24 protein-coding genes are annotated in these 20,788 nt (G+C 69.6%); 14 read left to right on the plus strand and 10 right to left on the minus strand.

The window, feature by feature from the left end:
* Positions 1-543 (minus strand): DUF2231 domain-containing protein (locus A9X04_RS26245; protein ID WP_369829019.1); only part of this gene is annotated, 543 nt, incomplete at its 3' end.
* Positions 544-920: 377 nt separating this feature from the next.
* Between A9X04_RS26245 and A9X04_RS26250 the strand changes: the two genes are divergently transcribed.
* Genes A9X04_RS26250 through A9X04_RS26280 form a run of 7 tightly spaced genes read left to right on the plus strand, consistent with a single transcriptional unit; the run spans position 921 to position 6,349 of the window.
* The gene (locus A9X04_RS26250; protein ID WP_231985823.1) at positions 921-2,219 is read left to right on the plus strand and encodes an aromatic ring-hydroxylating dioxygenase subunit alpha; all 1,299 of its coding nucleotides are present in this window, start codon (positions 921-923) and stop codon (positions 2,217-2,219) included.
* Positions 2,216-2,734, plus strand: a complete 519-nt coding sequence (locus A9X04_RS26255; protein WP_067927172.1) for a 3-phenylpropionate/cinnamic acid dioxygenase subunit beta — start codon at positions 2,216-2,218, stop codon at positions 2,732-2,734. Before A9X04_RS26250 ends, A9X04_RS26255 begins: the two co-directional genes overlap by 4 nt.
* Positions 2,731-2,994 carry a dihydrodiol dehydrogenase gene (locus A9X04_RS26260; RefSeq protein WP_067927174.1) on the plus strand — a complete coding sequence of 88 codons (264 nt, stop codon included), beginning with the start codon at positions 2,731-2,733 and terminating at the stop codon, positions 2,992-2,994. Before A9X04_RS26255 ends, A9X04_RS26260 begins: the two co-directional genes overlap by 4 nt.
* Complete coding sequence (hcaB, locus tag A9X04_RS26265) at positions 2,991-3,785, plus strand: 3-(cis-5,6-dihydroxycyclohexa-1,3-dien-1-yl)propanoate dehydrogenase (protein ID WP_067927177.1); 795 nt, start codon at positions 2,991-2,993, stop codon at positions 3,783-3,785. Before A9X04_RS26260 ends, hcaB begins: the two co-directional genes overlap by 4 nt.
* Positions 3,782-4,504, plus strand: a complete 723-nt coding sequence (locus tag A9X04_RS26270; protein ID WP_067927180.1) for a class II aldolase/adducin family protein — start codon at positions 3,782-3,784, stop codon at positions 4,502-4,504. Before hcaB ends, A9X04_RS26270 begins: the two co-directional genes overlap by 4 nt.
* 32 nt (positions 4,505-4,536) lie before the next feature.
* Positions 4,537-5,697, plus strand: a complete 1,161-nt coding sequence (gene macS / locus A9X04_RS26275) for a MacS family sensor histidine kinase (RefSeq protein ID WP_067927181.1) — start codon at positions 4,537-4,539, stop codon at positions 5,695-5,697.
* Complete coding sequence (locus tag A9X04_RS26280; protein ID WP_067927184.1) at positions 5,687-6,349, plus strand: response regulator transcription factor; 663 nt, start codon at positions 5,687-5,689, stop codon at positions 6,347-6,349. The genes macS and A9X04_RS26280 overlap by 11 nt, the downstream gene beginning before the upstream one ends.
* A 47-nt stretch (positions 6,350-6,396) precedes the next feature.
* On the opposite strand, the gene A9X04_RS26285 is transcribed toward A9X04_RS26280, so the two are convergent.
* The gene (locus tag A9X04_RS26285) at positions 6,397-7,713 is read right to left on the minus strand and encodes an acyltransferase (RefSeq protein WP_067927187.1); all 1,317 of its coding nucleotides are present in this window, start codon (positions 7,711-7,713) and stop codon (positions 6,397-6,399) included.
* A gap of 66 nt (positions 7,714-7,779) precedes the next feature.
* Positions 7,780-8,070 (minus strand): YiaA/YiaB family inner membrane protein, encoded by a 291-nt coding sequence (locus A9X04_RS26290; RefSeq protein ID WP_067927189.1) that lies wholly within the window; start codon positions 8,068-8,070, stop codon positions 7,780-7,782.
* A 253-nt stretch (positions 8,071-8,323) separates the two neighbouring features.
* Between A9X04_RS26290 and A9X04_RS26295 the strand changes: the two genes are divergently transcribed.
* Positions 8,324-9,157, plus strand: a complete 834-nt coding sequence (locus A9X04_RS26295; protein WP_082975265.1) for a polysaccharide deacetylase family protein — start codon at positions 8,324-8,326, stop codon at positions 9,155-9,157.
* On the opposite strand, the gene A9X04_RS26300 is transcribed toward A9X04_RS26295, so the two are convergent.
* Both A9X04_RS26300 and A9X04_RS26305 read right to left on the minus strand, forming a co-directional pair.
* Complete coding sequence (locus tag A9X04_RS26300) at positions 9,145-9,948, minus strand: IclR family transcriptional regulator (RefSeq protein WP_067927193.1); 804 nt, start codon at positions 9,946-9,948, stop codon at positions 9,145-9,147. The two genes, A9X04_RS26295 and A9X04_RS26300, sit on opposite strands and share 13 nt — an antisense overlap.
* A 41-nt stretch (positions 9,949-9,989) precedes the next feature.
* Complete coding sequence (locus tag A9X04_RS26305; RefSeq protein ID WP_067927196.1) at positions 9,990-11,075, minus strand: permease; 1,086 nt, start codon at positions 11,073-11,075, stop codon at positions 9,990-9,992.
* A gap of 104 nt (positions 11,076-11,179) precedes the next feature.
* Here A9X04_RS26305 and A9X04_RS26310 point away from each other — a divergent pair, with 104 nt between their 5' ends.
* Positions 11,180-11,998: an SGNH/GDSL hydrolase family protein gene (locus A9X04_RS26310; RefSeq protein ID WP_082972922.1), complete on the plus strand. Its 819-nt coding sequence runs from the start codon at positions 11,180-11,182 to the stop codon at positions 11,996-11,998.
* Between the two features lie 36 nt (positions 11,999-12,034).
* Positions 12,035-12,700 (plus strand): DedA family protein, encoded by a 666-nt coding sequence (locus tag A9X04_RS26315; RefSeq protein ID WP_067927199.1) that lies wholly within the window; start codon positions 12,035-12,037, stop codon positions 12,698-12,700.
* Positions 12,701-12,709: 9 nt separating this feature from the next.
* Here the strand turns inward: A9X04_RS26315 and A9X04_RS26320 are convergent, their stop codons facing one another.
* Positions 12,710-13,330: a TetR/AcrR family transcriptional regulator gene (locus A9X04_RS26320; RefSeq protein ID WP_067927201.1), complete on the minus strand. Its 621-nt coding sequence runs from the start codon at positions 13,328-13,330 to the stop codon at positions 12,710-12,712.
* Between the two features lie 155 nt (positions 13,331-13,485).
* Here A9X04_RS26320 and A9X04_RS26325 point away from each other — a divergent pair, with 155 nt between their 5' ends.
* Positions 13,486-13,923, plus strand: coding sequence for an anti-sigma factor antagonist (locus tag A9X04_RS26325; protein WP_067927204.1), 438 nt, complete (start codon positions 13,486-13,488; stop codon positions 13,921-13,923).
* A 39-nt stretch (positions 13,924-13,962) separates the two neighbouring features.
* On the plus strand, positions 13,963-15,045 hold the full coding sequence (locus A9X04_RS26330) for a glutamate--cysteine ligase (protein WP_067927206.1): 1,083 nt from the start codon (positions 13,963-13,965) through the stop codon (positions 15,043-15,045).
* Between the two features lie 26 nt (positions 15,046-15,071).
* On the opposite strand, the gene A9X04_RS26335 is transcribed toward A9X04_RS26330, so the two are convergent.
* The 3 genes from A9X04_RS26335 to A9X04_RS26345 form a co-directional block, all read right to left on the minus strand.
* A complete protein-coding gene (locus A9X04_RS26335) occupies positions 15,072-15,857 on the minus strand; it encodes a sulfite exporter TauE/SafE family protein (protein WP_067927209.1) in 786 nt (261 codons plus the stop codon).
* Between the two features lie 64 nt (positions 15,858-15,921).
* Positions 15,922-16,854 carry a catalase family peroxidase gene (locus A9X04_RS26340; RefSeq protein ID WP_067927211.1) on the minus strand — a complete coding sequence of 311 codons (933 nt, stop codon included), beginning with the start codon at positions 16,852-16,854 and terminating at the stop codon, positions 15,922-15,924.
* A gap of 17 nt (positions 16,855-16,871) precedes the next feature.
* A complete protein-coding gene (locus tag A9X04_RS26345; RefSeq protein WP_067927213.1) occupies positions 16,872-17,660 on the minus strand; it encodes an SDR family NAD(P)-dependent oxidoreductase in 789 nt (262 codons plus the stop codon).
* 312 nt (positions 17,661-17,972) lie between these two features.
* On the opposite strand from A9X04_RS26345, the gene A9X04_RS26350 reads away from it, so the two are divergent.
* Complete coding sequence (locus A9X04_RS26350) at positions 17,973-18,440, plus strand: hypothetical protein (protein WP_197509417.1); 468 nt, start codon at positions 17,973-17,975, stop codon at positions 18,438-18,440.
* 43 nt (positions 18,441-18,483) lie between these two features.
* On the opposite strand, the gene A9X04_RS26355 is transcribed toward A9X04_RS26350, so the two are convergent.
* A complete protein-coding gene (locus A9X04_RS26355) occupies positions 18,484-19,074 on the minus strand; it encodes a carboxymuconolactone decarboxylase family protein (protein ID WP_067927219.1) in 591 nt (196 codons plus the stop codon).
* Between the two features lie 152 nt (positions 19,075-19,226).
* On the opposite strand from A9X04_RS26355, the gene A9X04_RS26360 reads away from it, so the two are divergent.
* Positions 19,227-20,786: a long-chain-fatty-acid--CoA ligase gene (locus tag A9X04_RS26360; protein WP_067927222.1), complete on the plus strand. Its 1,560-nt coding sequence runs from the start codon at positions 19,227-19,229 to the stop codon at positions 20,784-20,786.
* Positions 20,787-20,788 lie beyond the last annotated feature (2 nt).

A 20,788-nucleotide genomic window follows, 5' to 3' on the forward strand; every position in this document is an offset into this window, starting at 1 on the left:
GCTGCCCGCGACGGTGATGCCGTAACCCAGTGCGGTGAGGGCGATTCCGCGGCCGTGGCGGCCGCGGCGGCGATCCCACCACGACTGCGCGTAGAGCGCGGTGGCGGCCAGGTTCACCAGGCCGTGCACGGCGCCCACCCGGCGGTCGGCCTCATGGGTGTGCTGCCAATCGGTGACGCCGGTGACGGCCGAACCGATGCTGGCCAGGATCCCCACGCCGAGCGCGCGGGACGCGAACTTCGAGGCGTCGCGCACCTCGGTGGCGGGTTGGCCCGGCAGCAGGCTGAGCGCGTCGAGCGCGACGGTGGTACCCAGCGCGCCGCTCGTCAGCGACGCCAGCGGCGGGTGCACGGGGTGGCCGAGCCACACTCCGTGCAACGCGTTGGTGACGGTGTTGCGGGCGCCGCCGAGGCCGTTGAAGGCGAAGCTCAACAGGTGTTCGAACCGATAGCTCGGCCGATCCAGCCACTCTTGACGCCCGATGGCGGACACCACTCGCGATCCGAGCTTTTGCAATCGACCATCCAGTGACCGAGCGGCCATGGCACCAGCCCTTCCTCACCTGCGCCGCAAACTGGTCGCAGCGCACGCAAAATCAAACCCTTTACCCCTTGGTTACCGCGCGCTCACATGGACAGTGGCGCCGACGTGACCACCGTATCCCGGCCTCGTGGCCACATGATTGTCAGCAACCTGTGAATTACCACAAAGCCTTCTTGTAGAAAGCTGGCCGAGAATCCTCGCCGGTGAGACACCCGGGAACGCCCGATTGACCGGGGGCGGGTGAATGCGGGATTCTACTTAGCGGAAGATATCTCTGCACAGCAGACATGACAGCGTGGGACGGGGGTGCCGTGGCAGTCCATCGCGCCGCCCGCGACGGCCTTCTCGACCCCGTTTTCGCCAGCGTCCGCGACGGCATGATCCCCGCGCACATCTACAACGACGCAGAGCTGTTCGCGCTGGAGAAGGAGCGACTGTTCGGCCGGGCGTGGACGTTCGTGGCGCACGAGTCCGAGATCCCGCAGGACGGCGACTACGTGGTGCGCCGCGTCCTCGACGATTCCTTCATCATCACCCGCGACTCGACCGGGCGATTGCGCGCCTTGTTCAATATGTGCCTGCACCGTGGCATGCAGGTGTGCCGCGCGGAGATGGGCAACGCCACCAACTTCCGCTGCCCCTACCACGGTTGGACCTACCGCAACGACGGCCGACTCACCGGCCTGCCGTTCCACCGGGAGGCCTACGGCGGCGAGGACGGGTTCGCCAAGGATACTCAAACCCTTTTGCCCGCACCGAAATTCGCGAGCTATAACGGTCTGCTGTTCATCAGCATGGACGCGGCAGCCGAACCGCTCGAAGACTTCCTCGGCGACTTCCGGTTCTATCTGGACTTCTACACCAAGCAGAGCGCCGGCGGCCTCGAGGTGCGGGGGCCGCAGCGCTGGCGCATCAGGGCCAACTGGAAGATCGGCGCCGAGAACTTCGCCGGCGACATGTACCACACGCCGCACACCCATGCGTCGATCGTCGACATCGGCCTGTTTCGCGAGCCGAAAGCGCAGAAACGCAAGGACGGCGCGACCTACTGGGCGCACCGGGGCGGCGGGACCACCTACAAGCTGCCGCCGGGCGGTTTCGACGAGCGCATGCGCTACGTCGGCTATCCCGACGACATGATCGCCCGGATCAAGGACGTGTGGACGGCGCGACAGCAGCGCTTGGTCGGCGAGGACGGCTTCATGATCTCGGCCGCCACCTGCTTTCCCAATCTGAGCTTCGTGCACAACTGGCCCAAGGTGCGGGACGGTCAGCACGATGAAACCCTGCCCTTCATCTCGATCCGGCTGTGGCAGCCGATCAGCGAGAACGAGACCGAGGTCTGCTCGTGGTTCGCGGTGGACTCCGCCGCTCCCCCGCAGTACAAACAGGATTCGTACAAGGCGTATCTGATGTGCTTCGGTTCGACCGGCATGTTCGAGCAGGACGACGTGGAGAACTGGGTGTCGCTGACCACCACCGCGGGCGGTGCCATGGCGCGGCGGCTGCTGCTGAACAGCCGGATGGGCCTGCTGCCCGACGGCAGCCCGGTGGTCGAGCCACTGACCGCCGTGGCATTCCACGGGCCGGGGCGGGCGCAGGTCGGCTACAACGAGCACAACCAGCGCGCGCTGCTGAGCATGTGGGCCGACTACCTGCAGGGGGTAGGCGCATGAGAAAGGCGTTGCCGTTTCATGACATTCGGCATCTGCAGGCCCACCAGTTCCTGATCGACGAGGCCTACCTGCTGGACGCCCAGCGGTACGAGGAGTGGCTGGACACGCTGAGCGACGACGTCCGCTACGTGATGCCGGTGCGGGTGACCACCGCGCGCGGCGCCGGGTTCGACGCCTCACCGGGAATGGCGCACTTCGACGAGGACAAGTATTCGCTGAGCCAGCGGGTCGCCCGGATGGGGACCGAACACGCCTGGGCCGAGGATCCGCCGTCGCGGCTGCGGCACTTCGTCACCAACGTGCGCACCTTCGAAGGCGACGACCCCGCGCACCTGGTGGTCGAATCGGCCGAGCTGCTGTTCCGCAGCCGGGGTGACGTGAACGAAAGCGCGTTGCTGTCGTGCGGCCGCGAGGACCTGCTGCGCCGGTGTGACGACGGCTGGAAGCTGGCCCGCCGCAACATTTTTGTCGACGAATCCGTGCTCCGGATGCAGAACCTGGCGGTGTTCCTGTGAGCGAACAACTGCAGCGACTCCTCGACGGGGCGGTCGGCGAGCCCCTCGTCGTCGCAAACGAATTCACCGAGGTGGTGGTGCGCCGCGTCGACACCTGCAACGGGTCGAGGCTGCTGGTCAGCGCGCCGCGATCGGGGCAGTGGATCACCCTGGACGCGCTGGAAGTCGAGGCCCTGACCCGGCAGAACAGCCGCACCCTGGCGGCGATGGTCGGCAATCCGCACGCCCCGCTGCTGCCAGACGACGAGGACCCGCGATGACGGGCTGGCTCGAGGGCAAGCGCGCCCTGGTCGTCGGCGCCGGCTCGGGGATAGGCCGGGCCGTGCTCGACGCGTTCCGCGCCGAGGGCGCCAAAGTCGCTGCGCTGGAACGCGACCACGAGAAGTGCGAGAGCCTGCGCGCGAAGTCACCCGACGTCCCGGTCGTGGAGGGTGACGCGGTCACCCGCGACGCCAACGAACGAGCGATCGACGCCGCGGTGGGCGCCCACGGCGGGCTGGACACGCTGGTTCACTGCGTCGGGATCTTCGACTTCTACCGGGGCATCGGCGACATCCCCGCCGACGACCTCCCCGGCGCGTTCGACGAGATGTTTCGCACCAACGTGCTGAGCCAACTGCAGTCGGTCAAGGTGGCGCTCCCCCGGTTGCGATCCGGCACGGGACCCTCGATCATCCTGACCGCGTCCGCCTCGTCCTTCTATCCCGGACGCGGCGGAACCCTGTACGTGGCGTCGAAGTTCGCCGTCCGCGGCCTGGTGGCCGCCCTGGCCCACGAGCTGGCGCCGCGGATCCGGGTCAACGCGGTGGCGCCGGGCGGCACGCTGGGCACCGACCTGCGCGGGCTCGCCAGCCTGGGCCTCGAGGGGGTCCGCCTGGACGACTCCCCCAACCGGGCGCAGGAGATGGCCGCGCGCACGCCGCTGAACGTCGCGCTCACCGGGGCCGACCACGCCTGGAGTTTCGTGTTCCTGGCCTCCGACCGGGCCCGCGGGATCACCGGCGAAATCGTCCGCCCCGACGGCGGATTCGGGCTGGGCGCGCCGACATGACCTCCCTCGACGAGCAGCGCGCCCTGGTGGCGCAGGGCTGTCGGGTGGCCGCGGCCCGCGGCCTGGTCGACGGTGTCCTCGGCCACCTGAGCCTGCGGGTCGACGACGAGCGGCTGCTCGTCCGATGCCGCAGCGACACCGACGCCGGCGTGGCGTTCACCCGGCCCAGCGACATCCGGCTGGTCACCTTCGACGGCGGCGCGGGCGGTGACGGCGAACTCGACGGGTACCGCGTGCCCAACGAACTGCCCATCCACGTCGAGACCATGCTGGCCGATCCGGCGCATCGCGCCGTCGCGCACCTGCATCCGCCCGCCGTGGTCGCCGCCGACCTGGCCGGAATCGCGCTGCGGCCGATCTACGGCGCCTACGACATTCCGGGCGCGCGGCTGGCCCGCGGGGGCGTGCCCGTCTACGAGCGCGCCGTGCTGATCCGCACCCCGGCGCTGGCCAGGCAGATGGTGGCGGCCATGGGCGGACGGCCGGTGGTGATCTGCCGCGGACACGGGATCACCAGCGCGGCCGCGACCGTGCCGCAGGCCGTGCTGCAGGCGATCGGCCTCGACACGCTGGCCCGAATGTCGTTGCGGGTGAAGAACGCCGGCGGCACCCTGCGCGACATCGACGACGCCGATTGGGACGACCTGCCGGACCTGGGAGCGTCGCTGCACACCGAGGCCGCCTGGCGCCACGAGGTGGCGCGGTTGCCGGCCGACTGAGAACTTGCCCACCGGCGTCAGGCCGCACATTTATGCTGACCTCGATGGCGAACAGCAGCCCCGATCCCACCACGCCGTTATGGCGTGCGGCGCAGGTGTTCCGGCTGCTGAGCTGCATCTACGCCACCGGCTTCCAGATCGCCATCAACCCGGACCTGCGCCTGCCCGCGCTGGGCTGGGCGCTGTTCGCGGTGCTGATCGGCTGGAGCGCGGCGTGCGCGCTGGCGTACCTGCGCGGGTTCGGCCGCCGGCCGGCGTGGGTGCTCGCCGAGATCGTGATCGCCGTGCTGCTGATGGCGTCGAACACCTTCGTCACCACGCCACACTGGGCGGCCGAGAACCAGACCTGGCCGACGACGCTGTGGGCCAGCAACCCGACGATCTCGGCGGCCATCCTGTTCGGCCCGGCCGGCGGCATGCTGACCGGCCTGGTGGTGATGGCCACCAATTTCGCGGTCAAGAACTATCTCGCCCTCAACCTGGGGCATAACGCCACCGTCATCATCGAGCTGGCGATCGGCATGGCCATCGGCATGGCCGCCCAAACCGCGCGACGCGCCCACGACGAGCTCCAGCAAGCCGCCCGATTGACGGCCGCGGTGCAAGAACGGGAACGCCTGTCCCGCCAGGTACACGACGGAGCCATCCAGGTGCTGGCGCTGGTGGCCAAGAAGGGGAACGAAATCGGCGGTGCCACAGCGGAACTCGCCGCGCTGGCCGGCGAGCAGGAACGCGCCCTGCGGCGGTGGCTGGCCAGCACCGACATCGACCGGGACACCGACGGCGCCACCATCGACCTGCGCACCCTGCTGCGCCGCCGGGAATCCGACCGGGTGTCGCTGAGCCTGCCCGCCACGCCGGTGCCCCTGGGTCGCGGAGTGGGCGCCGAGCTCGACGCGGCGGTGGGCAACGCGCTGGACAACGTGGCCGCACACGCCGGCCCCGGCGCGCACGCGTTCGTGCTCGTCGAGGACCTGGGCGATTCGGTGGTGGTGAGCGTCCGCGACGACGGCGTGGGAATCGCCGCGGGCCGGCTCGAGGAAGCGGCGGGCCAGGGGCGCCTGGGCGTCTCCCAATCGATCGTCGGGCGGCTGACTGCGCTGGGCGGCACCGCGCACCTGCACAGCGAACCCGGACAAGGCACCGAGTGGGAGCTGTGCCTGCCACGCGGAAAGGCGCCCGATGGCCGGTGACACCCCCACCACGGTGATGGTCGTCGACGACCATCCCATCTGGCGCGACGCGGTCGCCCGCGACCTGACCGAAGAAGGCTTCACCGTGGTCGCCACCGCCGACGGTGTCGCCGCCGCCCGGCGGCGCGCCGCCGTGGTCAAACCCGACGTGGTGGTGATGGATATGCAGCTGCCCGACGGCGACGGCGCACAGGCGACCGCGGGCGTGCTCGCCGTCTCCCCCTCGTCCCGGGTATTGGTCCTCTCGGCCTCCGACGAGCAAGAGGACGTGCTCGAAGCCGTCAAGGCCGGCGCCACCGGATACCTGGTCAAGAGCGCCTCCAAGTCGGAACTGGCGCAAGCCGTTTCGGCGACGGCCGAGGGCCGCGCCGTGTTCACCCCCAGCCTGGCCGGGCTGGTGTTGGGGGAATACCGGCGAATCGCGCAGCGCAAGGACGACGGTCCCGCTCCGCCCAGCCTCACCGAACGGGAAACCGAAGTGCTGCGCTATGTGGCAAAGGGGCTGTCCGCCAAGCAGATCGCCCAGAAGCTGTCGCTGAGCCACCGCACGGTCGAAAATCACGTGCAGGCCACCTTTCGCAAACTGCAGGTCGCCAACCGGGTGGAGCTGGCGCGCTACGCCATCGAGCACGGCCTCGACGAGGAGCGGTGACCCGCGGGCGGCCGGGCGACCGCACCGCGGGTCAATGACGTCTCGAGCTACCCGCGAGCCGCGCTGAGGCGTTTCGCCGGTGCGGCGGCCAGCACGCGGGCGCCGACCAACGCGGTCACCATCACGGCCATGCACACCAGGCCGTCGTCTTTGAGCCCCCATCGGATGGCGGCAAGGATCGCCACGCCCGCCACGCACAGCAGGGCGCCGACGACCGCTCCGCGTCCGCGCGCCGTCACCGTGGGGGCGCCGTCCCAGCCCGACAGCCGGTTGTTCTCCAGCGGCCGCAGCGCGACGAAGAGCACCGCCACGGCGACGACCACGACGAGCAGCTGGATGAGGCTGAGGGCGAGGAAATCCTGCGCGCCCGGGTAGCGCGGGCAGCCCAGGTAGTCGAAGGCCAGGTGCACGCCCAGCAGCACGGGCATGTGCCACAGGTACAGCGTCATGGCCCCGGAGTTGCCGATCGCGGTCCACCACCACACCCGCGGCCGCCGGGCCCAGCGTGCGATCGCCGGCGCGGCGGCGATCGCCAAAGCGCTCAGGATGATTGCGTGCCCGGCCAGCAGCAGTGAGGGCGGGCTGGTGTTGGACAGCTGGTGGTCACCGGTGCCGACCATGCTGATCCGGTAGGGGCCCCAGTGCACCAGCGCGACGTCGACGGCGAAGAAGACGGCGGCGACGGCCAGCGCGGCGCGCCCGGTGAGCAGCCGGCGGCGGTAGGCGACGCCGAACATGGCGGGGATGAGCCAGACGGCCAGGTTGAGGTAGCCCAGGGGCATCATGGCCGGCCAGCGCAGCCGGACGGCGTCGATCGCCGCGATGGCCCCGTAGACGGCGGCCACGGCGGCGGCGAGACGCCCCGCCGTGGTGATGCGGTACAGCATCGGCATGGCGGCCAGCACCAGGACGTAGGCGCCCAGGAACCACAGCAGCTGCGTGCTGACGCCGGCCACCGGCTCGTAGATGTGTTGCGGCAGGGCGTGATACAGCACCGTCAGCGCCACCGCCCAGAACGCCAGGTAGTAGAACACCGGCCGGAACAGTCGGGTGCACCGTTTCATCAGCCAGTCACCCCAGTTCGTGCCGGCGGACCAGGAAGACAGGCAGGCCGCGGCGCCGGCGAAGAAGAACAGCGGCATGATCTGCAGGATCCAGGTCGCCGCCTGGAACACCGCCGAGGTGGTCAGCAGGTTGTCCCAGATCAACACGTGGTTTTCGATGATGCTGATGGCCATCACGGTGTGGCCGAGCACCACACCGATCAGCGACGTGATGCGGATGACGTCCAGGACGCGATCGCGGTCGGGCGGGGTGGCCGCCGCCACTTCGGCGACGTCCGGGAATCTGCTGAGAGTTGCCATGGGAACCGGTCCTTTCGGGAGACCTGTTGTCGGGGAGTGGAATTGGATTCAGCCGAGTAGTACTACTCAGTTGGCGGCATGGAGCGGGTCGTAGTCGGCCAGCAGTTTCTCGATGCGTGCCTCGTCGAGTCGCACCCGCACGGTGGCGGCTTCCTGTTGGTCGCGAATCACCTTGGCCAAGGTGAAGGCGCTGGACACCAAGAACAGGAACGTGATGCCGAGGAAGGATCGCTGCCACAGGTCAAGCGGAAGCAGGTAGATCCCGCCCAACGCGGTCACGAAGCTGATCGCGAACGCGACGGCCGCTTGAACGAAGAAGGCAGCAGTGGTCTTGGACATGCTAGAGGGAACGGTCATGCGAATAAGCCTGCGGCAGGCCGCTGCTCGCCGGAATCCGTAAGACTACTCAATTACAAACGGCACCGGCGGCCGTCACGAAGCGGCGCGGTCGCCGGCCGGCTGAGTTTGCGTCACAGCTTCGTATCGGCCGGCGAACACCGCACGGATGTGCCGGGATCGCGGTCGCCGCGCACCTAGCCTGTCCAGCTAACTGCCCCGAATTTGGTGCCCGGACCGGCACCGGCAGCCGAGGAGTTCTGACGTGGCCGCACTGGACAGGCGACGTTTCCTGGTCGCGCTGGCCGCGACGGTGGCCGTCGCCACCGGTGGGCCCGAAACCGCGGCGGTGCGTGCCGATGTCGCCGGGGTCGCCCCCCTCCCGGGCGCTCCCGTCGGGCCGCCGTTGTCACCCCCACCGGACCCGCGATCGCGCGTCGCGCTGCCCGGCGGCGGTGTGCTGAAAAAGCTTCCGGGCAACGACGCTCTGTTGGCATGGACGGTCGACGACGGCGCGGACACCGACGTGGTCCGGCTCTACACGCAATTCGCCAAGGACACCGGGGTGCGGCTCACCTACTTCGTCACCGGCGGCTACCGCTCGTGGACGGACAACGCCGGCTTGCTTCGCCCGCTGGTCGAATCCGGGCAGATCCAGCTGGGCAACCACACCTGGACGCATCCCGACCTGACCAAACTGTCCAAGGGCCAGATCGCCGACGAGCTGAGCCGCACGGACGCGCTGCTGCGCAACACCTACGGAGTCGACGCCGCCCCATACCTGCGGCCACCGTATGGCCATCACAACGCCGCGGTCGCCGCGGTGGCCGCCGACCTGGGCTACCAGGTGACCACCCTGTGGTCCGGCGACTTGCGCGATTCCGCGCCGGTGTCCGAGGACCAGATCGTCCGGATGGCCTACCAGTCCTTCCTGCCGCAGAACATCGTGATCGGCCACCTCAACCACCCGCCGGTCACGCACGTGTACGCCCGGCTGGTGGACATCATTCGCTCGCGCGGGCTGCGCACCGTGACGCTCGACGACGTCTTCCTGCGACCGGAAGTCCCGCACGGGCGGGGCACCACCAAGGCGCCTCAGCCCAGCTGATCGCCAATCTCCTTGGCCGCCTTGACGAGTGCGGCGGCCACCGCGGCATACCGGGAGCTGTCCAGCCGGTTCTGCGGCGCTGCGGCGTTGAGCGCGAGCCGCAGACCCGGCGCCCGTGTCGGTATGGGCACCGCGACCGAGGCCACGCCTTCCTCGCTCTCCTCGCGGTTGATCGCGTACCCACGCTCGCGGATGGCCGCGAGCTCGGCCTCCAGCTCGGTGCGGGTGCCGATCGAGGACGGCGTGATGCGTTCGAGCCGCTCCTGCGGCAGCAGCTGGCGCAGTTCTGGCTCGGGCAGCTGCGCCAGCATGACCTTGCCCGTCGAGGTGCAATGCGCGGGCAGGGTGCGGCCCAACCGGGACGCCACCCGGACCGCGGCCGGGCCCTCCACCGCGGCGACAAAGCGGACGCCTGCGCCGTCCAGCATCCCGACGTGAACGGTTTCGCGCAGCTGCTCGGCCAGGCTTCGCATGATCGGCATGGCGGTTCGCTGGATGTCGACGCGGCCGAAGATCGCGAACGCCACCCCGGTCAACGACGGACCGGGCAGATAGGCCTTCGACACCGGGTCTTGCCGGACGAACCCGCGGTAGGCCAGCATCGCCAGCAGCCGATGCGCGGTGGACGACGCCACACCCAGGTAGCGGGTGGCCTCGCTCAACCGGATCTCGGGTTGCTCGCCCAACAGCAGCAGCAGTTTCAAGGCGTTGTCGACGGACTCGATCGGGTACTGCGGCGCAAGCGAGTCGGCGGCGGGCGCCTCGGCGTCCTGCTCACGCTTCCTCGGCATGACAGTGAAGGTACCCAAGGACCACCCGCCCGGGTTGCGACTCAGAGCAAGCTGAGGACGGCCGCCCCGAGCAGCCCCGCCGCGACCACCACGGCAGTCGTGGTTGCGACGGCCCGCCAACCGAAGCTGCGGGCGACCATGGCGGCGCCCGGGGCGCTCACCGCCGGGAGGGTGATCAGCAACGCACCGATCGTGCCCGACGACGCGCCCAGCATGGCCAGCCCCTGCAGGATCGGAATCTCCCCCGCCGTCGGGATGACCATGAGCGTCCCGGCGATCGCGACGACCACCACGAGGGAAAGGCCCAGGAGCAGTCCATGGTGCGCCGGCTGACCCAAGGTGAGCAGCCAACCCCGCACCGCCCCGGCGAGCAGCACCAGCACGGCGTACTCGGGCAGCAGGAACAGACACAGGTACAGCAGTGCCCGCACGAACCTGCGCGGCCGGCCCGCGGGCTCGTCGTCGTCAGCGGCCGCGACCGTCGCCGCCGGGGCGGGCTCGCCGCCGGATGCACGCGAGACCCAGCCCACCGAGGCCGCGACTCCGAGCACCGTCGCGACTCCGACGATCGCCCTGGTCAGCGTCCATTGCCAGGGCGCGACGAAGAACAGGAACGCCAGCACCGCCGGGTTGAGCAGCGGGTTACCCAACCAGTAGGCGATGGCGGCCGCGGGAGTGATGCCGTTGCGCCGCAAGGTCACGGCGACCGGAGCGGCGCAACACGTGCACATCATCGACGGCATACCCGCAAGCCCGCCGGCGAGCCCGCTGGAGACGGGGTGTCGACGGTTCAACGCGCGCGGCAGCCACGCCCGGGGCATCAACGCCTGCACCGAGGCGCTGATCAGCAGCGCCACGATCAGCGCCGGCCAGATCGACGACACGTACGCGTGGAAGAAGGTCGTGGCGGCATGCCACGTCGGGCGGTCCCCGGCGTGCACCCCGCCCACGGTGAGGATGCTCGATCCGGGCCAGTGGCGGCTCCGGTGGGCCGCGGCCGCCTTCGCCGCGTAGGGCAGCCACTTGGCCCACAGCAACCCCGCCACGAACACGGCCAGGGCGACGGAAACACCGAACGCGACGCCGCCCCGGCGACCGATGTGAATTTCCTTGCCCTTCAAAGGCATAGCCACGCTCACCGACGCTAGCCCACGGATCGCGGTTCTGCGCACCGGAGGTGGGCGGCCATGCTTCACACACCGGGCCGGCGATGGCTATTATTCTCGGCTTCGTGCGCGGGGCCATTCCGTCCGGGTATCGCCGTTACGTCGCCATCGGGGACAGTCAGACCGAGGGCTTGTGGGACGGCGACGACGTCGTGGGTCTCCTCGGATTCGCCGACCGGCTCGCCGTCATGCTCGATTCGCTCTACCCCGGCCTGCACTACGCCAACCTGGCGATCCGTGGCAAGCGGATCGCCGACGTCCTGTACGAACAGGTCCCGCAGGCGCTGGCGATGCAGCCGGACCTGATCACCGTGTGCGCCGGGATGAACGACGTCATTCAGCCGGGGCGCTCGTTCAGCCCCGCCCTGGCCGACCTCGAGTACGTCTACGCCGCGCTGGCCAGATCCGGCGCGACGGTGGTGACGACGACCTTTCCGAACGTCGCGCAGTTCCTCCCGCTGGGGCGGCTGGTGTCGGGGCGCCTGGCCCGCATCAACGCCGCGATCACGGCGGCGGCCGACCGCTACGGGTTCGGGCTGGTCGACCTGTACAACGCGCCGTCGATGCGCGAGCTGGACACCTGGGCGATCGACCGCGTGCACGCCTCCACCAAGGGGCACATGCTGTTCGCCGCCGCGGCCGCCGAGGCCCTGAATTTGCCTGGCAGCAACCATGATTGGGCACACGCCAGCCCCGACGCCCGGCGCCGGTCGCGCAGCAGCGGGGCTTACGAACAGCTGCGGTGGACGCAGGACAGTTTCTTCCCGTGGATCTGGCGGCGGCTGCGCGGCCTGTCGTCGGCCGACGGGCGGGAACCCAAACGACCGCGGCTGGAGAGCCTCAGCGAGCCGAGCAGACCGGCCGACGCCAACCGGAGGGTTTAGGGCGCGTATCGCCGGGCGGTCAGGCATCCTGGACGCATGGATGTGGAGGCTTTGCTGCACGCGATCCCGCCGCTCGCGGTCTACCTGGTGGTCGGCGGTGTGGTCGGGCTGGAGAGCCTGGGCATTCCCCTTCCCGGGGAGATCATCCTGGTCAGTGCCGCGTTGATGTCGTCGCATGACGACTTGCCGGTCAACCCCGTCGGGGTCGGCGTCGCGGCGGTGATCGGCGCCGTGGTCGGCGACTCGATCGGCTATGCGATCGGGCGCCGGTTCGGCATGCCGCTCTTCGACCGCCTCGGCCGGCGGTTCCCCAAACATTTCGGTCCCGGACACGTCGCGTTGGCCGAAAAGTTGTTCAACCGCTGGGGAGTTCGAGCGGTCTTCTTCGGCCGCTTCATCGCGCTGCTGCGCATTTTCGCCGGGCCGCTGGCCGGCGCCCTGAAGATGCACTACCCCCGCTTCCTGACCGCCAACGTCTCGGGCGCCATCTGCTGGGCCGGCGGCACCACCGCGCTGGTGTATTACGCCGGGATGGCCGCCGAGCGCTGGATGGAGCGGTTCTCCTGGATCGCGCTCGTCATCGCCATCGTGTTCGGGCTGATCGCCGCCTTCGCGCTGCGCGAGCGCACCTCGCGGGCCATCGCCGAACTCGAGGCCGAGCACTACCGTAAGGCGGAGAACACCGCGGCCGACGCCGCGTGACAGCGGCGGCTAACTGGCCGCCTCGCCGACATCCTCCGGTACGACCGGCCGGTGCTCTTCGATGAGCGCGACGGCCATTCTGCGGGCACGGAGGGCGGCGTCCCGGTCGCCGACGGCCGCCAGCACGATCGCGCCCTTCATCAGGATGTGCCAGGACGAGGCGAAATCCTCGACGTCGGTCAGCCCCGCCGCGACGGCGCGGTGCCGCACGATGTCGCGCACGTGGTCGATGTGGGTGACGCAGGCCCGTCCCGCGGGGGAATCGGGCCCGAGCTCGAGCAGCACGTTGATGAACGAGCAGCCCTCGTAGCCGTCGCGCAGCTGAATCCATTCGTGCATGACGTCGAAGATCGCCAGCAACTGTTCCTCGGGCGTCTCCCCGCGCTGCCGGGACTGCTCCTCGATCAGCCCGTGCGTCCACAGCTCCTCGCGCCGCTGCAGCACTGCCAGCACCAGGTCGTTCTTGGTGGCGAAGTGACGGTACAACGTGGCCTTGGCGACCCCGGCCTTCTCGATGACCTCTTCGGTGCCGACAGCACGGATCCCGCGCCGGCTGAACAGGTCATATGCCGCGGTCAAGATGCGCTCACGAGCCGACGCGGCGGGCCTTCCGAGGTCGGAAGCTGTCATAACAACCCACAACATACTCTTAGCCCGGACAGGTAGACAGACCGACCTGTCTTGTTATAGAAATGAGATTCGCACTTCCGCGAAGAGTCTGTCTTCAGAGGGCAGGACGGGCATCCATCGCAGCGTCGTAGACGCCGGTCGATTAGGAGTCCACGATGTGCTCGGCCATTGCAGAACCTATGACAACTACCCACTTGATGCTGAGCACGAAGCTGGTCTACGAGCTCGGCGATCCGAACAGCACCCTGCGCGCGACCGCCGATCGCAGCGGCCCGGCGGTGCTCATCTACGCGGGCGGTGAGGTCGACGCCTGCAATGAGCACACCTGGCGCCAGCTGGTCTCCGAGGTGGCCGGCATCGTCATCGCTCCCGGCCCTTTCGTCGTCGACGTCACCGGACTCGATTTCATGGGCTGCTGCGCCTTCGCGGTGCTGGCCGACGAGGCGAAGCGCTGCAAGGAGCGTGGCATCGAATTGCGCCTGGTGAGCCGCGAACCGATCGTCGCCCGCATCGTCGACGCGTGCGGCCTGTCCGCGCTGCTGCCCATCTACCCGACCGCCGATTCCGCCCTGGGGTCCGCGGCCCGCTGGTGACGGGGCGGCCCAACCCCTGATCGCCCTCCCCCGGGCCAGATGAGCGACCCGCCCACCTTCGGCGCGGAGGAGGAATTCCTCCTCGTCGACCCGCGAACCGGAGAACCGGCTCCGCGGAACGTTGACGTGGCCGCCGAGGCGGCGCGCCGTGGCGTCGAGCTGCAGCTGGAACTGAGCAGCTGCCAGGTCGAAACGACCTCCAGCGTTGTGGCAACCAGTACCGAACTCGGCGAGGAACTGTCGCGGCTGCGGCGCACGGCGGCCCGGGCGGCCGAGGCGGTGGGGCTTCAGCTGCTCGCCGCCGGGCTACCGCCCGCCACGCCGCACGAGTTCCCCGTCACCGACACGCCCCGCTACCGGCGCATCGGCGCCGAGTACGGGATGGTCGCCCACGAGCAGGGCATCTGCGGATGCCATGTGCACGTTGCGGTTCCCGACCGCGCGGCCGCCGTCGCGGTCAGCAACTGGCTGCGGCCCTGGCTGCCCTCTTTGCTTGCGCTGTCGGCGAATTCGGCGGTGTATCGCTGCGCCGACAGCGGCTACGCGAGCTGGCGCAGCGTGCTGTGGCGGCGCTGGCCGGTGGCCGGGCCGCCGCCCTTCTTCCCGTCGCCCGACGACTACGACCGCACGGTGCGGATGCTGATCGACAGCGAAGTGATCCTGGACCAGAAGATGGTCTATTGGGACGTGCGCCCGTCGGAGAATTTCCCGACGATCGAGGTGCGGGTGGCCGACGTGCCGGCGACGGTCGCGGAGACGGTGCTGCTGGCCACCCTGGTCAGGGCGGCGGTGATGACGGCGCTCGAAGCCGATGGGCCCGGCCGGCTTCCGCCGGCGGCCCTGCGCGCGGCGTACTGGAAGGCCGCCCACGACGGGCTCGCCGGACGCACGCTCGACCTGGTCCACGGCCGCGGGGCGGTGCCGGCGCGTGAGCAGCTGGGCGTGCTCGTGCGACGCGTGCGGCCGGCGTTGGAGTCGCTCGGTGAGTATGACCGCGTCGTGGCCGAACTCGACCGGGTCGCCGAGCAGGGCAACGGGGCGATGCGCCAGCTGCGGGCCTGGCGTCGTCGGGGCGAGGTGATGGACGTGATCGAGCAGGCGGCCGCCGCCACGCTGAGCTGAACGCTTTGTGCGGCAACCCTTTTCCGTCAGGCGACGGCGAGCAGTCGATACAGCCCGATCAGGCCCACCACCACGATGGTGGCGCGCAGCGCGTTGCCCGACAGCCGGCGCCCGTAGCGGGCCCCGACCAGTCCCCCGACCAGTGAGCCGGCCGCGATCAGCCCGGCGGCCGGCCAGCTGATCCGGTCGAAGGCCACCAACGTATAGGCCACCGCCGCAACCACATTCACCACCAGCGTCATGAGGTTTTTGGCGGCGTTCATCCGCTGCACCGACTCCGGCAGCAGCGCACCCATCAGGCCAACCAGCAAGATGCCCTGCGCGGCGGTGAAGTAGCCGCCGTAGACGCCGACGGCGAACGTGCCGAGCACCAGCACGGCCATCCGGGCGGGCGTGATGTGCTCGGCCGAACGGCCCGCGGCCTCGGCCCGCCGGCTCGTCCACGCCTGGATCCGCGGCCCGGCGACCACCAGGATCAGCGCCAGGACCAACAACACCGGCACCACCTCGGCGAAGACCTTCTCCGGCAGGTGCAGCAGCAGGAATGCGCCCAGCACCGCACCGGCCAGCGACGCCGGGAGCTGCCAACGCAGCCGGTCCCACTGGCCGCCCAGCTCGGCGCGGTAACCCCAGGTGCCCGACACGCTGCCGGCGACCAGACCGGTCGCGTTGGACATGGTGGCCGTGACCGGTGGGAAGCCGAGGGCGACCAGCGTCGGGAACGTGATCAGGGTGCCGGACCCGACGAGCGCGTTGATGGCGCCGGCGCCGAACCCGGCCAAGCAGATCAGCAGCATGTGGGAAGGCGACACTGAAGGAAAACCCTAGCCTGCCGCCGGTTTCGGCTCGCGGGCGACCGGCGGTCCGAGGTTATGGTCAGGCGGGCGGGGCTTCGGCCCCGCGGTCGACGCCCGTCCGCAGCTTCACCGACGCCGAATACGCAAGCGTCCGGAAGCGCAGGACCGGATCGTCGGAGGGCTCGATGCCGTCGGTCACCCGCATCGGGTCGAACACCACGATGTCGCCGCCGTGTTCGCGCTCGGTCTCCAGGCCGGTGATCTCCACGGTGCCGACGGTCGCGATCTGGGTGCTCTGCCAGGGCGCCGACGGATCGACGGTGGAGTCGGTGGGCCCGCCGATCTGCACCCGATAGTCGAATCGCACCGGCCCGCTCGCCAGGCGCGCGTTCAGCTCGTCGGTGAGAAAGTCCGCTCCTTCGCCCTGGGCGGCCGACGCCGACAGGTAGTTCTCTGCGGCGGCCGGAACCAGATGGTAGCGAACGAATCTGGCGCTGCCATCGGCGGCGACCCAGCGGAACGCGTGCAAGCCGTGGTACTCGATGGTGGCGTAGCTGGCCGGGATCTTGTTCGCGTCGCGCAGCACCGGCAGCGCGCCGAGCAGCCGGGGATGGGTGAGGAAGTACTTGGCCATGCGCAGCGGCGTCGTCAGGCCGGGCCGCATCGCCTTGAGCAGATCGACGAATCCGTCCGGTGTGCTCGAGACGAACAGGCGCGCGGTCTGCGTCACGACGTCGGTGGTGGAGCCGTCGGGCAGGGTGAACTTGACCGCCATCCCGCGGATTCCCGGCACGTTGTCACGCTGTTTGGGGTTGCCGGCGCCATTGGAGAAACGGATCAGCGCCGGGACCGTCGAACCGTCGAGATGCTTTGCGCGCGTAAGCATCGCCGCATCGGGTGTGGCGGTGAACGTGCCGCGGTAGAGCGTGCCCTTGGCGTGCAGCGCGCGGCAACCCGGCTGCGCACCGCCGGTGCCCCGAATCGCCTCGATCGCCTCGTCGGGAGTGACCATGCGCGAATCTTAAGGCGCTAGGAGGGAAAGCCGAAGAGTTTGACCACACCGTGGTCGCGGCCGGCGGTGTAGCCGCCGTCGACGGCGATCGCCTGGCCGCTGACGAACGAGGCGTCGGGCGACAGCAGGAACGCCGCCATGGCCGCGACCTCCTCCGGCCGGCCCAGCCGTTGCAGTGCGTGCTCGGCGGTGATCGATTGCAGCGGTCCCTCCATGCCGGGCAGGCCGAAGACGCTTTGCGCCATCGGCGTTTCGATGAAGCCGGGACAGATCGCGTTGGCCCGGATGCCGCTGGGCCCGTAGTCGAGCGCGATGTTCTTGGTGAGCAGCACGACACCGCCCTTGGCCGCGTTGTACGAGCTGCCGCCCGCGGTGCCCTCCAGGCCCTCGACGCTGGCGACGGTCACCAGCGAACCGCGTTCGCCGTCCACACGGGGCTGCTCGATCATCCGCGCCAGCGCCGCCTTGGCCACCAGGAACGTGCCGGTGAGGTTGATCCCGATCACCCGCTCCCATTCGGCCCGGTCGAGCAGGTGGACCGGTCCGCCCCCGGCGACCCCGGCGGCGTGCAGGACGCCGTCGAGACGATCGGGCACGGCGGCCAGCACCGCGGCGACCGCGGCCTCGTCGGCCACGTCCGCGGTCACGAACGTGAACCGGGGCCCGAGGTCCGGCGCGGCGGCCAGGTCGGCGCCGACGACCGTGCCCCCCTCGGCCAGCAGCCGCCTGGCGGTCGCCAGGCCGATTCCGGATGCGGCGCCCGTCACGACGAACGTGCGTGAGCGGGCACGGTCAGGGTTCACCACGCTCGGTCCCCTCTGCTCGAAAAATCGTGTCAGGCCGCAGACATGTTGACACACCGGTCCGCCGCCGAAGCCGATTTCGATAACGGAGAGCTATCGGCAAATAGCGGCCCGGTCTTGGACACCATCCGCTTTCGGGGAGATCGTGGACATAGCGGGCGAGACCCACCCTTTGCCCAAACCCGCATCAGGAGCTGGCGCATGAATACGTCGACACTCGAGCTACCACGACCCCGACGGGTCGGCACCGCGATGGCCGTGGCCACCGCCATGACGGCCACGATCGTCCTGAACGTCGCCGCCGAACCGTCGCCGGTGCGGCTCGCATCGGCCGAGCCGATCGCCGTTGCTCAGGGCGTTTCGATCTCTCCGGCGCCCGGCTGGACGCCCGGCCACCGCGGCCCGAACTGGCTGGCGCTCAGCAATGCCGACGGCAGCGCCCAACTGCGGGTCGCGGTCAAGCCTGCCGGCAACACGGACGTCGATGCGGTCCTGCAAGGCGACATGGATCAGTACGCATCCTCATCCGGTCTGGGCAATATGAGGAACCTGACCGCGCTCGAGACGCAACCGCTCCAGAGCGCCAACTTCCAGCAACAAGCCTCGGTGGATTACACCGCCGATGTGCCGGCAGCAGAGGGGCGCATTCCGGTCATCGGCACCTTCACCGAACTGCTGAACACGTCCAACCAACGGTCGCTCTTCATCGACTTCAGACAGAACAACAATGCCACTCCTCAGGCCGTCGACGACGGCGGGATGATGATCCGGTCCATGGAGTGAGCGCTGCGGCTCGCGCGTCGATGAAGCACCAACGGGAGCATCATCAGCCGAGGCTTTCCTCCCTGCCCGGTACCGACGCATCGAACGCGTTCAGCGTGACGCCGACCATCGAGAAACATCCCACCAGAAAGACGATCTCGGCGAGGCCCTCCGCGCCAAACGCTTGTCGCGCTGCCTGGTACGTCGTCTCCGGGAGCGAGCCGCCCCGGTTCAGCGCGGCCGCCATGTCGTAGGCCGCACCCTCGTCGTCGTCGAGGTCGTGGGGGCGTTCGCCCGCGGCGATCGTCGCGATCTTGCGCTCCGCGAGACCCGCTCGCCTGGCGAAGTGCTCGTGGCCGTAGATCTCGTAGCGGGCGCCGAATTTTGCGGCGGTCACCAGGATCACCAACTGATGGATGGCGTCGGGCAGCACCCTGTGTTCCCAAAGCGCCTTGTTGAACGCCCAGGCCGGGTTTCCGAACTGCGGAAAATGCAGCCAGCCGTTGAAGGGGCCGATCAGGGCGCCGTCCTCGCGGCGTGCGACGAGTCCGTCGAAGTTGCGCTCGATCACCGCCGCCATGTCGTCGTAGAGGCGCTTCTGCTCCGGGCTCAGACTGAGCGGTGGCAGCGGCGGCAGACGCGTCGTCTCGGGCATAGCCTGATCGTGCGCCGACGCCGGTGCGCGCGCCAGGACTTGTTGGTGATCACTGGTAGGCGGAGGCTCCCAGTCAAACGGAGGGCCGACGTGGCGAGCGCGGACGTGACCGCGTATCACATAGTGGAGCGAATCGAACTCGGAGGGGTTTCATGCCACCAGCCGACACCACGGCGAACACGACCGAGACACTGGCCGGATTCGTCGACCGGCACGCACGACAGCGTCCCGACGCCGTGGCCATCCGCTACGGCGAACGGCAGTGGTCCTGGGCCGACTGGGCCGAGCGGATCCGTCGCGTGGCCGGGGCGCTGCGCGGGGCCGGTGTGCAGCGGGGGCAGTGCGTGGCGTTTCTGGACAAGAACCACCCCGCCTGCCTCGAGGTGCTGTTCGCCGCCGCGTCGATCGGGGCGGTGACGACCATCGTCAACTGGCGCGTCATCGGCGACGAACTCGTGCACGTGCTCGATGACAGCGGGGCGCGGCTGCTCATCGTCGGCGCCGAGCTGCAGCCGGCGGCCGAGGCGGCCGCCGCACGGGTGCCCGGCGTGGAACGCATCGTCGCGGTGGGCGACGAGTACGAATCCCTGCTCGCCGCGGCGGCGCCCACTGAGGGCGACGCCGGCGTCGACGAGGGCGAGACGGCGCTGGTGATCTACAGCTCCGGCACCACGGGGCGACCCAAAGGCGTGCTGCTGAGCCAGCGCGCGCTGGTCAATCACGCGGCGAACCTGGCGCCGGAGTTCCCGTTCGGCGACGGGGACGCGAACCTGGTGGCCATGCCCCTGTTCCATGTCGGCGGAATCGGCTACGCGCTCTTCGGCATTCGCGCCGGGGTGCCGACGATCATGACCCGCGAACCCGACGCCGCCGCCCTGATCGGCGCGGTGCGGGCCGGGGCCACCCATGCGTTCTTCGTCCCGCCGGTGATCGCCCGATTCCTCGACGCCGGCGAAGCGGCCCACGCCACAGTCGCGGGCCTGCGCTACATCGTGTACGGGGCGGCGCCCATGCCGCTGCCCCTGCTGCACCGGGCGCTGTCCACCTGGCCCGACACGCGATTCGTTCAGGTGTACGGGCAGACGGAACTGTGCGGCGCGGTCACCGCGCTCAGCGACGCCGACCACCGCGACTCCGCCCGTCCACACCTGCAGCTGGCGGCCGGAAAGGCGGTGCTGGGCACCGAGATCCGGGTCGTCGATCCCGACACGGGTGTCGAGGTGCCCGCCGGGGAGCCCGGCGAGATCTGGGTACGCAGCAACCAGAACATGAGCGGCTATCTGAACCGGCCGGAGGCGACCGCCGAGACGATCACCGGCGACGACTGGGTGCGCACGGGCGACGTGGGGCGCCTGGACGCCGACGGCTACGTCTACATCGAGGACCGGCTCAAGGACATGATCATCACCGGCGGGGAGAACGTGTACGGCCCCGAGGTGGAAAGCGTGCTCGTCGAGCACCCCCCCGTCGCGGACGCCGCGGTGATCGGGGTGCCCGACGACTTCTGGGGCGAATCGGTCAAGGCGATCGTGGTGGCTTCCGGCGAGGTCGACGAAAAAGACGTCATCGAGTTCTGCCGCCGGCACCTCGCCGGCTACAAGTGCCCGCGAACCGTGGAGTTCATGGAGGCGCTACCCCGTAACGCGAGCGGAAAGATCCTCAAAACCCAGCTGCGCGAACCGTACTGGCGCGACCGGACGCGAGCGGTATGAGC

The organism is Mycobacterium sp. E3247 (genome assembly GCF_001667785.1).
Taxonomy (GTDB): domain Bacteria; phylum Actinomycetota; class Actinomycetes; order Mycobacteriales; family Mycobacteriaceae; genus Mycobacterium.